The sequence below is a fragment of the Dactylosporangium sp. NPDC000521 genome, from assembly GCF_042898305.1.
Taxonomy (GTDB): Bacteria; Actinomycetota; Actinomycetes; order Mycobacteriales; family Micromonosporaceae; genus Dactylosporangium.
The window spans coordinates 127,656-141,561 of sequence record NZ_JBIAYW010000024.1; the positions used below are offsets into that span (position 1 = coordinate 127,656).

Below are 13,906 nucleotides of genomic sequence, written 5' to 3' on the forward strand. Positions count from 1 at the left end.
GGCCTGTGGCAGTTGCGGTTCTGTGGGTGGCGGTGCGGTGGCACATGCTTCGTGTGCGGCCCGGGCGCCGTGGCGGCGTCGCGTTGCGGTTGCCGGACTGTGGTGACGGTGCGGCGCGTGGCGGTTGCGGTTCTGTGGGTGGCGGTGCGGCGGCGCATGCCTCGCGTGCGGCCCGGGCGCCGTGGCGGCGGCGCGTTGCGGTTGCGGGGGCGGCGCTGCGGTGGCGGTACGACGCGCCGTGGTTGCGGGGCTGCGGTGGTGCGGCGCGTGGTGGTTGCTGGGGCGCGCCTCCCGTGCGGCCTGTGCGGTTATCGGCGCCGGGGGACGATGGCGGCGATCCGGGTGGCGCCGCCGGAGGCGAGCAGCGTGCCGAGGACGCCGAGCAGGGCGTAGGAGGACAGGACGAGGGCCGAGCGCCTCACGCCGGCGCCGTCGAAGTAGACGATGCCGCGGATGGCGTCGGTGCCCAGGCCGGGTGGCAGCCAGGGGCCGATGGTGCGCCAGAAGGTAGGCAGCAGCGGGGCCGGGTACGCGCCGCCGGCGCTCGGGTTGCCCAGGACCACGAACAACAGGACGGCCACGCCCGTGCCCGCGAAACCGAGCGCGGCCTGCAGGGCCATCGTGACGGCGCCCGAGGCGAGGACCAGCAGCGCGCCGAACCAGGCGAGCTGGGCCAGGTGACCCGCGCCGGCGCCGGTGACGGCCGTGGCGATGAGGGCGCCGCCGAGGCCGGACAGCAGGGCGTAGGCAAGCAGGGACAGCAGGCGGATCGCGGCGCGGTGCGGGTTGGCGGGGCGGGCGCCCTTGCTGGCGCTGAGCGCGATCGCCACGAGGTAACCGCCGACGACCCAGCCGAGCGCGAGGTAGAAGCCCGACAGGCCGCGGGCGTCGCCGAGCAGGGCGGGCTTCACGTCCTCGAGGGTGAACGCGCGGTCCTGCGCGTCCTCGAGCGGCGTGAAGATCTGCTCCAGGGCCTGGCCGGCGCTCGCGCCGGCGCCGCTGGCGATGATCAGGCGGTCGGTGGCGTCGGTCGCCGAGACGACGAACGCGCCGTAGACCTCGCGGTGCTCGATCATGCGGCGGGCGGTGGCCTCGTCGGCGACGGGGCGGGCGTCCAATGGGGCGCCCGGCAGGGTGTCGAGCTGCCGGGCGAGCGCGTCGAGCCGCTGGGCGGGCGCCGTGACGGCGATCGGGATCCGGTGCGGGGACGGCTTGTGGAAGGCGCCGATGTAGCTGGCGATGAAGGCCAGCTGCACGGCGAGGACCGCGAGGACCAGCGCACCCGCGCGCGGAGTGACCCCGTCGCGCACTTCACGTAGAAAACCCGAGCGTAAAAGATCCGATTTCACCGCAATTGACGGTATCAGGCCTTGCGGAACACCCACACCCGCATCAGCACGAACCTGAGCACGGTCGCGGCCAGGTTGGCGAGCACGAGGACGGCCACCTCCAGCAGGTGCGGGTTCGCCGGTGCTGCCGCGTCCAGCGCGACCAGAGAGCCCGACGTCAGCGCGAGGCCGAGGGCGAAGAGCAGCAGGCCCTGCGCCTGGTGCCGGCCGGCGTGGGCGGCGCCCCGCACGGCGAAGGTCAGCCGCCGGTTGAGCGCGGTGTTGCCGACCGCGGTGATCAGCAGGGCCGCGAAGTTGGCCGCTTGCGCGCCCACCGGGCGCAGGAGCGCGAACAGCAGCAGGTACGCGACCGTCGACAGCACCCCGACGCCGGCGAAGCGCAGCAGCTGCGACGGCATCGACGCCGGCACGCCCGCGGCGGCGAGCGGCTCCCGGCCGAACCGGGAGCGCAGCGACTGCAGCGGCAGCGAGCCGTCGACCAGGCCACGGGCGAGGCGGGCGATGCCGCGGAGGTCGGCGAGCGCGGTGGCGACGATGTCGACGCGGCTGTCGGGGTCGTCGATCCAGTCGACCGGCACCTCGTGGATGCGCAGCCCGGCCCGCTGTGCGAGCACGAGCAGCTCGGTGTCGAAGAACCAGCCGGTGTCCTCGACCAGCGGCAGGAGCTGTTCGGCGACGTCCTTGCGGATCGCCTTGAATCCGCACTGGGCGTCGGAGAAGCCGACCTGGAGCGTTCCGCGGAGGAGGATGTTGTACGAGCGGGAGATGAACTGCCGCTTCGCGCCGCGGACCACCCGGGAGCCGCGGGCCAGCCGCGTGCCGATCGAGACGTCGGAGTGGCCCGACAGCAGCGGGGCGACCAGCGGCAGGACCGCGTTGAGGTCGGTGCTCAGGTCCACGTCCATGTACGCGAGGACCGGCGCGTCCGAGGCGTCCCACGCGGCCCGCAGCGCCCGCCCGCGACCCTTCTCGGTCAGGTGCAGCACCTCGACGCCGGCCAGCTCGCCGGCCAGGGCGGTGGCGACCGCGAGCGTCCCGTCGGTGCTGGCGTTGTCGGCGACGGTGATCCGGAAGGGGTACGGGAACGTGGTGCTGAGGTGGGCGTGCAGCCGGCGCACGCACGGGCCGAGGTAGCGCTCCTCGTTGTACACGGGAACGACGACGTCGAGGACCGCGCCGGCGGCGGTGACGTCGGTGCTTGCTTCGCGCGGGCGCGTCGTTGTCGTCATGTCAACCAAGGTCGGCTTCGTTGCTTCCGGCAGGTTGTGGCGATCCTGTACCCCACCTGTGAAAAGAGCGCCGCCCCCACCTGTGAAAGAGGGCCGCCCCGGAACGGGACGGCCCTCACGGACGAGACGAGTGGACAGGACGGGACGAGTGGACAGGGCGAGACGGAATGGACAGGGCGGGACGAGTGGTCAGGACAGGTCGTACACCGTGATGCCGCCGACCGTCTGCGCGGTGTAGTTGGCGGCCACCCACGCGGCGATCTCCGCGCTGACGCTGCTGCCGCCGTTGCTGCGGCCACCGACGCCGGCGCCGCCGATGAAGTAGTGGATCTGGCCGTCGGCGACGTACTGCTGGAACCGCGCGAGGCTCGGCGCCGGGTCGCTGCCGTTGAACCCGCCGATGGCCATCACGGGGAGCTCGGTCGCCAGCTGGTACCCGGAGGCGCTGTTGGACCCGACGGCCGCGCCGACCCACGTGTACCTGGACGCGTCCTCCCGCAGCAGCGCGACCAGCTCCGCGCTGGGCGTCGTGGCGTTGAGCAGCCCGCCCATGCCACCACGCTGGCCCGCTCCGCCGCCGGGGAAGGCGCCGCCGGTGCCGCCCGGGCCGGGGAAGCCGGTGGTGCCCGTGCCGGTGCCGGTGGTGCCAGTGCCAGTGCCCGTGCCGGTGCCGGGGAAGCCGGGGGCCGTGCCGCCCGGGAACCCGCCGGGGAAGCCACCGTTCCGGGAGGGGCCGCCGCGGCCGCCGCCTCCTGGGAAGGAGCCTCCGGCGACCGCCGGGCCCGCCGTGACGATGGAGCCCGAGTGCGGGGTGGCGATCGTGTTCAGCGAATAGGCGACCGGCCCGCCGAGCACCGCGAAGAGCGCCACCGCGGCCGCCGCCAGCGAGACCCGCCGCCCGATCACGCGGCCGAGCTGCTGGCTGACCAGCAGGCCCACCGCGCCCGCCGCGCCGGTGAGCAGGACCGCGACCCGCAGCCACGGGTGGAAGTCGGTGGCGCGGGCGAGCAGCACGTAGGACCAGATGGCCGTGACCGCGACCGCCGAGGAGAGGGTGAGCAGCGCGTACAGGTTGCCGCGGCGGCGCCACAGCGTGGCCGTGCCCATCGCGACCAGCGCGCCGATCGCCGGCGCCAGGGCCACGGTGTAGTAGTCGTGGAAGATGCCCTGCATGGTGCTGAAGACGACGGCGGTCACCACGAGCCAGCCGCCCCACAGCACGTAGGCGGCCTTCCGGGTCGACCAGATCAGGCCCGCGACCAGGAGGATCAGCGCCGCCGGCAGCAGCCACGACGCCTGCCCGCCGGTCTGCCCGTCGAAGAGCCGCGACCAGCCCGTCTCGCCCCAGCGGCCACCGTTGGCGCCGCCCCCGCCGCCGACGCTGCCGGTCTCGTTGCCCGTGATGCGGCCGAGGCCGTTGTACCCGAGGGTCAGCTCCAGGATCGAGTTGTTCTGCGACCCGCCGACGTAAGGCCGCCACGACGCCGGGATCAGCTCGACGATCGCCACCCACCAGCCGGCGGACACGACCACCGCCGCGCCCGCGACGAGCAGCTGCACGAGGCGCCGCCCCCAGCCGGTCGGCGCGAACAGCAGGTACGCCAGCGCGAACGCCGGCACCACCAGCAGCGCCTGCAGCATCTTGGTCAGGAAGCCGAAGCCGACGCTGCCGCCCGCGAACACCAGCCACCAGGTGCTGCCCCGCTCCAGCGCGCGGACCATGCCGTACACGCCGGCGACGAGCAGCAGCATGAGCAGCGCGTCAGGGTTGTTGAACCGGAACATCAGCGTCGCGATCGGCGTCGTGGCGAGCACCGCCCCCGCGAACAGCCCGGCGGCGGCCCCGTGCCAGCGCCGCACCGTCGCGTACAGCAGCCAGACCGTCGCGACCCCGATCAGCGCCTGCGGCACGAGGATGCTCCACGAGCTGAGCCCGAAGATCCGCACCGACAGCCCCGTCACCCACAGCGCCCCCGGCGTCTTGTCGACGGTGATGAAGTTCGAGGCGTCGGACGAGCCGAAGAACCACGCCTTCCAGCTCTCGCCGCCCGCCTGTGCCGCCGCCGCGTAGAACGCGTTGCCCCAGCCGGATGCGCTGAGGTTCCACACGTACGCCACGAGCGTGCCGGCCAGCAGCACCCCCAACGCCGGCCGGACCCAGACCGGATCCCGGGGCGGCGTCTGTGTGGGCGTGTCAGCGGTGGCAGCGGGGCGGACCAGCGTCGTCGTCATGGTCCGAGACTGCGGTCCGCCCCTGCCAGCACCTTGGGCCCCACCTGTGCGCCACCTGTGAGTCCCGGTTCACCCGTCAGCCGGTCGAGGACCTCGGCCGGCGCACGACCGGAGGGAGTGGGATGCGGGTCCAGGTGGCGGACGGGCCGGGGGCGGTGGCGAAGTCGTACCGGACGGCGTCGCGGCCCAGGGCGACCAGGGCGGCGGAGCCGGAGCCGTATGCCAGGCCGTCCACCTCGTGGCGCACGAGCAGCGCGCGCGGGGCGACGCCGGTGAACGTGCCGCCCGCGAGCAGGGGGATCCAGTCGCCCCAGGCCTCGTGGGTCGGGGTGTCCGGGGCGAGGGGAGGGGTGGCGGCGGCGTGGAGCGGGGCGAAGGCGTTGACGTCGACGCCCTGGTTGACGATCACGTGGTCGCCCGGGGGCAGGGTGTGCGTCGTGAGGTCGGTGCCGTTCCAGGACAGGACGGTGACCTCGGCCGGCGTCGCCCGCACCAGATGGAAGGCGTCGAAACCGGAGAGGTCCGGCGGCAGCGGGCCCAGCGGGAGGGCGCCGCGGGTCGGGCGGTCGCCGAGGGGTGGCAGGGGCGGGAAGCCGTTCAGCAGTGCGGTGACGGCGGGGGCGGCCGGGTCGACGGCGAGCCAGGTGCCGCCGGCGGCGCTGTCGCGGCCGCCCCAGAAGCCTGGCCAGTGCTCGGCCGGGGGCTCCCAGGGGCGGGCGAGGTACTCGTCGCGGACCGCGGCCAGCAGGACGGGGAAGGTGGCGGCGGGGTCGAAGCGGAGGAGCACGGTGCACATGCGGGAAAAGGTTATGCCTGTCCGAGTTGCGGCACCCGTGCGGCCAGCCAGCCGGCGAACTCGTCGGCCGGCAGGGGCTTGGAGATGAAGTAGCCCTGGACCAGGTTGCAGCCTTCCGCGCGCAGGTGGTTGAGGGTCTGCTCGTCCTCGACGCCCTCGGCGACGACCTCCAGGTCCAGGGCGTGCCCGAGCTGGACGGCGGAGCGGACGACGGCGCGGTCGCGGTGGTCGACGGCGATGCGCTGCACGAAGGACTTGTCGATCTTCATCTCATGGATGGGGAGCTCGCGGAGGCGGCCGAGGGAGGAGTACCCGGTGCCGAAGTCGTCGATGGCGAGCTTGACGCCGAGGGCGTGCAGGCGGTCGAGCGTGACGAGGCTGCCGGCCGGGTCGTCCATGATGCTGCTCTCGGTGATCTCCAGGGTCAGCGCGCTGGCCGGTACCCCAGCCTGGCCGAGCAGCCGGGCGACGATGTCGGGCAGGTCGGCCTCCTGCAGGCTGTTGGGCGACAGGTTGACCGCGACGTGCATGTCGTGGCCCATCCGCCGCCACGAGGCGCAGCGGCGCAGCGCGACCTCCAGCACGTGCAGGGTCAGGGGGCGGATCAGGCCGGACGTCTCGGCGAGGGGGATGAACTCGTCGGGCGGGACGAAGCCGTGCGCGGGATGGTGCCAGCGGGCGAGAGCCTCGGCGCCGCGGACGATGCCGGTGGCGGTCTCCAGCTTCGGCTGGAAGACGACGACGAGGTCGTGGCGCTGGATGGCCTCCCGCAGGTCGGCGACCATGGCGAGGCGCCGGGGGCTGTTGCGGTCGTCGTCGGGCTGGTAGACGCGCACGCCGGTGCGGGTGGTCTTCGCGACGTACATGGCGACGTCGGCGCGCTGGATGAGGGTCTTCGCGTCGTGGCCGTGCTCGGGGGCGAGCGCGATGCCGATGCTGACGCGGGCGTTGAGGCGCAGGTGGCCGATCGCGATCGGCTGCTCCATGGCGGCGGCGAGGTCGTCGCCGATCGCGACGGCGACCTCGCGGGTGCGGATGCCGGGCAGCAGGACGGCGAACTCGTCGCCGCCGAAGCGGGCGACGGTGCCGCGGTCGCCGAGGCGGCCCTGCAGGCGGTCGCCGGCCTCCCGCAGGAGGGTGTCGCCGATGTCGTGGCCGAGCGCGTCGTTGACGTCCTTGAAGCGGTCGAGGTCCATGAGCAGCATCGCGACCGGGGTGCCCTGGACGCGCAGCGCGTCGGTGAGCGACTGGAAGTGCTGCCGGTTGGGCAGGCCGGTGAGCGGGTCGTAGAGCGCCAGGTGCTCCTTCTCCGCGACCTCCCGGCGCAGCTCGTCGAGGAGCCGGGCCTTGGTGAGGGAGAGGCTGGCGTGGTTGGCGAGGGCCTGGAAGAGGCGGACGTGGTGCTCGCCGAAGGTCGGGATGTCGGGGAGGCTGTCGGCGACGAACAGCACGCCGGTCGCGCCGTCGTTGAGGGGCACGGGCACCGCGATGCCGTCGACGATGGAGCCGACGACGCGGCTGCCCTTGGCGACCAGGACGGGGGTGCTGGCGCGGGCGGGCTGCCACCACGCGGTCTCCGGCAGGGCGTCGATGACGGTCGTGTCGAGCTGGTGCCGGCCGTGCATGCGCATCCGGATCTGGGAGCCGTCGGCGCCCGGGATGATCAGCTCGGCGCGCTCGGCGCGGAGCTGGTCACGTGCCTGCTCGAGCACGATGCGGGCGACGCCGCCGGTGTCGAGGACACCGTCGAGGGCCCGGGTGAAGGCGTAGAGCTCCTCGACCTGTGCGTGGCCCTGGCTCTGGCTCACGTAGGAGCCGTAGGCCTTGTACGTGACCGCGGAGACGATCGCGAGCAGGGCGATCGCCCTCGGGTCGCGGTCGATGGCGAGGGTGCTGATCAGGCCGATGCTGGTGGTGATCGCCACGAGCGGCAGGCCCTGCAGGGCGCTCGGCAGGCGTTTCCACTCGCTGGGGTCGTCGTGCAGCGCGATCACGGCGGTGACCAGCACCGCGGCGATGACGTCGGACACGAGCATGACGAGCAGCACGTACAGCCACTGCACCGGCCCGACCTCGGTCAGGGTGGGGCCGCTGAGGGCGCGCAGCATCACGGACGCCGCGGTGGTCTGCACGCCGAGGAGGGCGACGTTGAAGCCGAGCTTGACGCCGCGCTGGCCGCGCAGGATCACCAGGCCGAGGCCGCCGCCGAGGAGCCGGACGACGAGCAGCAGGGTCGGGTCGACCGAGAGCAGCCCGAGGACCATCGGGATCTCGCTGAGGCTCATCGCGTGGCCACCGCGGCGGACCCTGATGTGCACCGCGAAGCCCTCGGTGACCGCGAACGCGGCGGCGAGCAGGATCAGCGGCAGCGCCTCGGGGGCCGCCGGCAGTCCGCCGCTGCGGATGCGCAGGGCATGGGTCGCGACGGTGGCGACGCCCAGCCACAGGCTGAGCGCCGCCACCCGTGCGTCCGGGCGCGTCCATGCGCGTGCTTTCTTCATGATCGTCCCGGAATCGCCCTTTTCTCGGGGGTTACTGCCTTCTTGGGGGCTACTGCCAGATGGAGCCGGACCAGTAGCTTCCACTCCAAGTTCGGCCGCTCCAGGTGCTACCTGACCAAGTTCGGCCACTCCATGTGCGGCCGTCCCACACGGCGCTGCTCCAGGTGCGCCCGCTCCAGGTGCGACCGGACCAGCTGGTGCCGGTCCAGCCGACCGCGACCCAGCTGCGGCCGGTCGTGGCCGTGCCGCTCAGCGAGGTGCCGGTCCAGGTCGCGCCGTTCCAGGTGCCGCCGGTCCACGCGGTGCCGGCGGTCGATGCCTTCGCCCACGTCGACGGCGTCCAGGCCCGGCCCATGATGTCCGTCTCGCCGGTCAGCTCGGTGCCGGTGACCGGGTCCGCGACGTGTGCGGAGCCCCGGGAGGCCTCCAGCGTGCCGGTGCCGGTCGACGCCGCCCACGTCTGCGTGTAGGTGGGCGTCGGCGCCTCGATCGCCTTCTTGATGTTGAGCTGGCCGGAGCCGCGGCCCAGCACGTCACCGGCGTTCATCGCGTCGGTGGTGCTGACGAGCAGCTTCTTGACCTGGTCGGGCGTGAGGTTCGGGCGCTGCTGCAGCAGCAGCGCCACGGCGCCGGACGTGATGGCCGCGGCCTGCGAGCTGCCGCTGCCCCGGAAGTACCGTCCGGTCGTGTCGCCCGGCACGAGCCCCGTCGGGTAGTTGACGTCGACGTAGGAGCCCGGGTCCCGCAGGCCGACGATCGAGCGGCCGGGCGCGGTCAGGTCGGCGGAGCGGGTGGTGTTGCCGCGGGTGCTGAAGCCGGCCAGCACGTCGTCGGAGCGGGACTCGGTCCCCTTCGAGTCGGCGGCGCCGACCGCGATGACGAACGGGTTGGCCGCCGGCATCGACAGCGCGGTCCGGGTCGTGCCGTCGTTGCCGGCGGAGACCACGACCGAGATGCCCTTCTTCCAGGCCGCCTCGACCGCGTGCGACAGCGGGTCGAGCTTCTCGTCCTGGTAGCTGTCGGTGCCGAACGACAGGTTCAGCACCTTGATGTTCAGGCCCGGGTCGTTGCGGTGCGTGACGACCCAGTCGATCCCGGCGATGACCTGCGAGACGTCGGTGGCGCCGTCGGCGGTGGCGACCTTGACGCTGATCAGCGTCGAGGTGGGCGCCATGCCGGTGAAGTTGGCCGGCGAGTCGACGGTCAGGAAGTTGGTGCCCGGGTCGCGGCCGGCGATCAGCCCGGCCATGTGGGTGCCGTGCCCGAACGTGTCGGCGTGGCGCAGGTTGGGCGACTGTGACTCGAACGACAGGTCCGGCCCGTTGATGATCCGGCCCGGGTCGTTGAGGCCGGTGACCTGCGAGATGCCGGAGTCGATCAGGGCGATGCCGACGCCGGCGCCGCCGATCGGCCGGCCGCTGGAGTCGGTCTTCTTCCACACGTCCAGCGCGCCGGTCGCGCGCACGACGCTGAACATCGAGTTGGCGTCGCCGTCGGCGCGCCATCGATCGGCCTGGAGCGCCACCTCACCGTCGAGGGTCACGGACCGCACGCCAGGGGCGGCCCGCAGGGCGGACAGTTGCGTGTCTGGCACCTCGGCCGCGAAGCTCTCCACGATCGGCAGCGCCCGGCCGACCCTCCCGCCGGCGCGGTCGACCGCCCGGGCGGCCGCGTCGGCGTCGTCGTAGGCGACGATCACACGGGTCGGATGGCCGGCGGTCGATACCGCCGGTGGTGCCGCGGTTGCCGGCACGCCCGGTCCGGCCACGCCGGCGATCGTGATGATCGCTGCCGCGGCGGCACCCAGTGCGCTCCGGTCTCTGCTCGGCATTCGGTCCCCTTCCATGGGTCGACGACTCGCCGTGATCCATGGTTGAGCAGCCGGTAGCGCGGCGTTGTCACCAGGTCGGACACTCTTCGCTGGTCACGTCTTACGCAGCGTGGTGCCGGTCACGCTCCGCTGTGCGTCATGCGGCTCGCGCCTCGGTGAGGTCGAAGATCATGCAGCTCGACGTGGCGTGGGCGACCATGCCGCCGCGGGCGTCGGTGATCACCGCCTGGGCGAGGGCGGTCCGCCGGCCCTTCGACAGGACGGTGCCCTCGCAGGTCAGGGTGCCGGACGCGATCGACGCGGGGCGGAGGAACTTCGTGCTGAGGTCGAGGGAGGTGTACCCGACGCCGGCCGGCAGCGTCGAGTGCACGGCGCAGGCGGCGGCCGTGTCGAGCAGCGTCGCGAGGACTCCGCCGTGGATGCTGCCGAGCGGGTTGTAGTGGAACTCCTGCGGCTCGAGGGTCACGACGACCCGGCCCAGCTCGGCCTCGATCCGCCCGGCGCCCATGAGGTGCGTGATCGGCGGCGCCGGGAGCTCGCCGCGGGCCATCGCCCGCAGCAGCTCCAGGCCGCTGCGCCGGCCCAGCTCGGCCGCGTTGAGCATCGGGTCGGACCACGTGAACGTGCGGCTACGGACCTCGTCCTGAGTCTGCGTCATGGATGCAGCCTGTCGGCCAGGGCTGGATCTGTCAATCAGACTCAGGTGCGGTTAGCCTGGCGACATGAGGCCTGCTGCACTGGATTGGTCGGTCGACAACTGCACGATCGGCGCGGCGATGGCGATTCTCGGCGAGAAGTGGACCGTCGTCGTGCTGCGCGAGGTCTTCAACGGCATCCACCGCTTCGACGACATGCGGGAACGCACCGGCATCCCGCGGCAGGTGCTGACCAACCGCCTCGGCATGCTCGTCGACAACGGCGTGCTGCGCCGGGTGCCGTACCGGGAGCCCGGCTCGCGGGTCCGCGACGAGTACCGGCTCACCGAGAAGGGCTTCGACCTGTACCCGCTGCTGGTCGCAGTGCTGGAGTGGGGCGACCGGTACCTGGCCGGGCCGGAGGGGCCACCGCTGGAGACGGTCCACCGCGGCTGCGGCGCGCCCGTGCACGCCGTGCTGGTCTGCGAGTCCGGCCACGCCGAGGTGCCCCCGCGCGACGTCGTCCCCCGCCCCGGTCGCGGTGCCCGCCGCCGGCTAGCGGCGGCCGATCACGGCGAGGGATGACGCCCAGAGGCGGGCGGCGCGGTCCGGCGAGGTCGAGCGGGGCGTCGCGGTGAGAGGCTGCCGCTGGAAGTAGTAGCCACCGGGCACGAGCGCCTCCGCGGGCGCGCCGGCCAGCCACAGCAGAGTGCCGGCGGCCTTCTGCGGGGAGCTGAACAGGACCGGGATCAGCTTGCCGAGCATGAAGAGCGGGCTGGTGGTGGCGAACCGGCTCCGCACGAGACCTGGGAAGAACGCCACGGGCAGCACGCCGAGGGGCGTCCAGCGCCGGGCCGCCTCCAGGGTGAACAGGATGTTCGCCTGCTTCGACGAGCCGTAGGCGAGCCACCGGCTGCGGTGCCAGAGCGAGGCGCGCAGCGGCCGGTCGACGTCCAGCACGCCCCAGGCCTCGGCGAGGGACGCGGTCGTGACCAGCCTGGCGGGGTTCTGCAACCGGTCGAGCAGCAGGTGGGCCAGCTCGAAGCCGGCCAGGTGGTTGACCTGCAGGCAGGTGGGGCCGCGGAAGAGGCCGCCGGCGTTGTTCACCAGGACGTCGATGCGGTCGCAGGCGGCGCGGACCTCGGCGGCCGCCGACCGCACCTGGGCCGGGTCGGCGAAGTCCGCCAGGACCGCGACGGGGTCGGTGGCGCCCGCCGCGCGCACGGTGTCCAGGGCCGCGGCCAGGCGCTGCTCGTTGCGGCCGAGGAGGACCACGCGGTCGCCGGCCGCGGCGAACCCCTTCGCGGCGGCGAGGCCGATCCCCGCGCTCGCCCCTGTGACGACGACGGTGCGGGTCATCACGCCTGCCGTACAGGCGGCGGACTGGTCATGGCTTCACGCCTGCCGTACGGGCGGCGGGGCTGGTCATGGCTTCACGCCTGCCGTACGGGCGGCGGGGCTGGTCATGGCTTCACGGCTTGGCGCGGACGTGGACGGCGGCGGTCTGCACCAGCCACGCCGAGACGGCGACCAGGGCGGCCCGCTCCATCAGGCCGGTGAGGAGGCCCCGGCCCAGGAGCAGGATGCCGGCCGCGGACAGGATCAGCGGCGGGAACGCCAGGAGCACACCGAGCCGCCCCGCACGGCGCAGTGTCGAGTGGTCGGGCTGCGTGGCGTACCCCAGGATCGCCAGCGCGAGGAGCAGCAGCGCGCCGATCGCCCCGGCGGCGTGGACGAGGTCCTGTGGCTGAGGCGACTCGTACGGCGGCAGCGGACACCCTGGGGAGCAGGTGACCGCGCCGGCGACGGCGGCCAGGGGAGCGGCCAGGGCGATCGCCGCCGCGGCGAGCCCGGCCGGCACCAGGGCGGCGAGGCGCCCGGGCACGAACGGGAGCGTGGCGAGGGCGTGGCGGGCGGTGTGCCGGGCCGGCACCGCCAGGAACGCCAGCGACGCCGCCAGGAGCAGCATGCTGACCCGGTAGAGCGTCGGGTGGGGCGCGCCGGCGACGCCGGACTCGCTCACGTAGCGCCACGGCGCCGAGCCGGCCACGGCGAACGCCAGCCCGATCGCGCCGGTCGCCGCGGTCGCGGTGGCGGCACCGGCGCACCAGCGGCGGGGGGAGGGCACCCACCCAGCGTACCCAGGCGGCCCGGTTCCATAGCATCGCCGCATACCCGCCCCCCGTATTCCGCGACCCACCGGCACGTTTCGCCGATGTGTCGATCTGCGAAAACGGTGAGGCTCGATGGCTCCGGGGTCTTCTCCCCATCCGGCGGACGTCCTAACGTCTGCATATGGATCTGGAGCTGCGGCACCTGCGGGTCGTGTGCGCGATCGCGGATGCCGGCAGTGTCACGAAGGCGGCCTCGGTGCTGGGCCTCGCCCAGCCGGCGTTGACCGCGCAGCTGCAGCGCATCGAGCGGGCGCTCGGCGGGCTGCTGTTCGAGCGCGACCGGCGCGGTGCCCGCGCGACACCGCTCGGTGAGCTGGTCCTGGCGCGGGCCAGGGTGCTGCTGCCGGCCGTCAAAGGGCTCCAGGACGAGGCGACCCGGCTGGCCAGCACGAAGGACCGTGCCGGGCGGTACCGGATCGGCGCGGTCAACGGCCCGATCCTCGGCGGCCTGGTGCACCGCATCAGCAGCAACCATCCGGGTGCCCAGGTCAGCACCCACGCGTCGTGGTCCGCCGCGGAGCTCGGCGACCAGGTGCTCGCCGGCAAGCTGGACTTCGTCCTGGTCGGCGCCTGCGGCGACGCGCCCCCGGCGACCGACAACGGGCTCGCCTGGCGGGTCGTGGCCGCCGACCCGGTGTTCCTGCTGCTGCCGGAGGGGCATCGGCTCGCCGACCGCGACGAGGTCGACCTGGCCGAGCTCGCCGACGCCCAGTGGGTCGCCGCGCCCGGCGACGGCTGCTTCTCCTCCTGCCACGCGGCGGCCTGCGCCCGGGCGGGGTTCACGCCCCGGGTCCTGTTCGAGACCGAGGTCCGCGGCGCGATCGACCTCATCGAGTCCGGCGACGCGGTCGGCCTGTGCCAGGCGACGCTGCGGCCGATGGCGGGCCTGGCCGCAGTGCCGATCGCGGGCGCGCCGCTGCACTGGCGGCAGATGCTGGGCTGGCTGCCCGACGGGCCCGCCGCCGACGTGGCGGGGCAGGTCTGGGCGTATGCGATCGAGGCGTACGCCGACGCCGTGCGCAAGAACGACCGGTACACGGCCTGGCTGGGGCGCCACCCCGACAGAAGAGGGCTGGCCCTGTAGCAGGGCCAGCCCTCTCGTCACTTCAGGTGGTGCTTAGCCGGTGAACGTGGCGGTGATCTGGGTGAACTGCCAGTT

General features: G+C 73.6%; 11 protein-coding genes. 2 read left to right on the plus strand and 9 right to left on the minus strand.

The features are described 5' to 3' along the window. Positions 1 to 308 precede the first annotated feature (308 nt). From ACFY3L_RS45840 to ACFY3L_RS45870, 7 genes are all read right to left on the minus strand, one after another. A complete protein-coding gene (locus ACFY3L_RS45840; protein WP_389339664.1) occupies positions 309 to 1,310 on the minus strand; it encodes a hypothetical protein in 1,002 nt (333 codons plus the stop codon). Positions 1,311 to 1,363: 53 nt separating this feature from the next. Further along, a complete protein-coding gene (locus tag ACFY3L_RS45845; RefSeq protein ID WP_389339666.1) occupies positions 1,364 to 2,578 on the minus strand; it encodes a glycosyltransferase in 1,215 nt (404 codons plus the stop codon). A 189-nt stretch (positions 2,579 to 2,767) separates the two neighbouring features. Next, positions 2,768 to 4,810, minus strand: coding sequence for a glycosyltransferase family 39 protein (locus tag ACFY3L_RS45850; protein ID WP_389339668.1), 2,043 nt, complete (start codon positions 4,808 to 4,810; stop codon positions 2,768 to 2,770). A 76-nt stretch (positions 4,811 to 4,886) separates the two neighbouring features. Further along, positions 4,887 to 5,606 (minus strand): NRDE family protein, encoded by a 720-nt coding sequence (locus ACFY3L_RS45855; RefSeq protein WP_389339670.1) that lies wholly within the window; start codon positions 5,604 to 5,606, stop codon positions 4,887 to 4,889. Positions 5,607 to 5,617: 11 nt separating this feature from the next. Continuing rightward, on the minus strand, positions 5,618 to 8,107 hold the full coding sequence (locus tag ACFY3L_RS45860) for a putative bifunctional diguanylate cyclase/phosphodiesterase (protein ID WP_389339672.1): 2,490 nt from the start codon (positions 8,105 to 8,107) through the stop codon (positions 5,618 to 5,620). 49 nt (positions 8,108 to 8,156) lie between these two features. Next, on the minus strand, positions 8,157 to 9,938 hold the full coding sequence (locus ACFY3L_RS45865) for a S8 family serine peptidase (RefSeq protein ID WP_389339674.1): 1,782 nt from the start codon (positions 9,936 to 9,938) through the stop codon (positions 8,157 to 8,159). 136 nt (positions 9,939 to 10,074) lie between these two features. Further along, positions 10,075 to 10,596, minus strand: coding sequence for a PaaI family thioesterase (locus ACFY3L_RS45870; RefSeq protein ID WP_389339676.1), 522 nt, complete (start codon positions 10,594 to 10,596; stop codon positions 10,075 to 10,077). Between the two features lie 64 nt (positions 10,597 to 10,660). Between ACFY3L_RS45870 and ACFY3L_RS45875 the strand changes: the two genes are divergently transcribed. Next, a complete protein-coding gene (locus ACFY3L_RS45875) occupies positions 10,661 to 11,158 on the plus strand; it encodes a winged helix-turn-helix transcriptional regulator (RefSeq protein ID WP_389339678.1) in 498 nt (165 codons plus the stop codon). Here the strand turns inward: ACFY3L_RS45875 and ACFY3L_RS45880 are convergent. Both ACFY3L_RS45880 and ACFY3L_RS45885 read right to left on the minus strand, forming a co-directional pair. After that, positions 11,129 to 11,932 carry an SDR family NAD(P)-dependent oxidoreductase gene (locus ACFY3L_RS45880; protein WP_389339680.1) on the minus strand — a complete coding sequence of 268 codons (804 nt, stop codon included), beginning with the start codon at positions 11,930 to 11,932 and terminating at the stop codon, positions 11,129 to 11,131. The two genes, ACFY3L_RS45875 and ACFY3L_RS45880, sit on opposite strands and share 30 nt — an antisense overlap. A 112-nt stretch (positions 11,933 to 12,044) precedes the next feature. Continuing rightward, positions 12,045 to 12,701, minus strand: a complete 657-nt coding sequence (locus tag ACFY3L_RS45885; RefSeq protein ID WP_389339682.1) for a DUF998 domain-containing protein — start codon at positions 12,699 to 12,701, stop codon at positions 12,045 to 12,047. A 167-nt stretch (positions 12,702 to 12,868) separates the two neighbouring features. Here ACFY3L_RS45885 and ACFY3L_RS45890 point away from each other — a divergent pair, with 167 nt between their 5' ends. Further along, the gene (locus ACFY3L_RS45890) at positions 12,869 to 13,831 is read left to right on the plus strand and encodes a LysR family transcriptional regulator (RefSeq protein ID WP_389339684.1); all 963 of its coding nucleotides are present in this window, start codon (positions 12,869 to 12,871) and stop codon (positions 13,829 to 13,831) included. Positions 13,832 to 13,906: the final 75 nt, after the last annotated feature.

Coding starts and splice junctions, on each gene's coding strand:
- ACFY3L_RS45845 (WP_389339666.1), bottom strand. CDS start 2,578: ATGACGACAACGACGCGCCCGCGCGAAGCAAGCACCGACGTCACCGCC.
- ACFY3L_RS45850 (WP_389339668.1), bottom strand. CDS start 4,810: ATGACGACGACGCTGGTCCGCCCCGCTGCCACCGCTGACACGCCCACA.
- ACFY3L_RS45855 (WP_389339670.1), bottom strand. CDS start 5,606: ATGTGCACCGTGCTCCTCCGCTTCGACCCCGCCGCCACCTTCCCCGTC.
- ACFY3L_RS45860 (WP_389339672.1), bottom strand. CDS start 8,107: ATGAAGAAAGCACGCGCATGGACGCGCCCGGACGCACGGGTGGCGGCG.
- ACFY3L_RS45865 (WP_389339674.1), bottom strand. CDS start 9,938: ATGCCGAGCAGAGACCGGAGCGCACTGGGTGCCGCCGCGGCAGCGATC.
- ACFY3L_RS45870 (WP_389339676.1), bottom strand. CDS start 10,596: ATGACGCAGACTCAGGACGAGGTCCGTAGCCGCACGTTCACGTGGTCC.
- ACFY3L_RS45875 (WP_389339678.1), top strand. CDS start 10,661: ATGAGGCCTGCTGCACTGGATTGGTCGGTCGACAACTGCACGATCGGC.
- ACFY3L_RS45880 (WP_389339680.1), bottom strand. CDS start 11,932: ATGACCCGCACCGTCGTCGTCACAGGGGCGAGCGCGGGGATCGGCCTC.
- ACFY3L_RS45890 (WP_389339684.1), top strand. CDS start 12,869: ATGGATCTGGAGCTGCGGCACCTGCGGGTCGTGTGCGCGATCGCGGAT.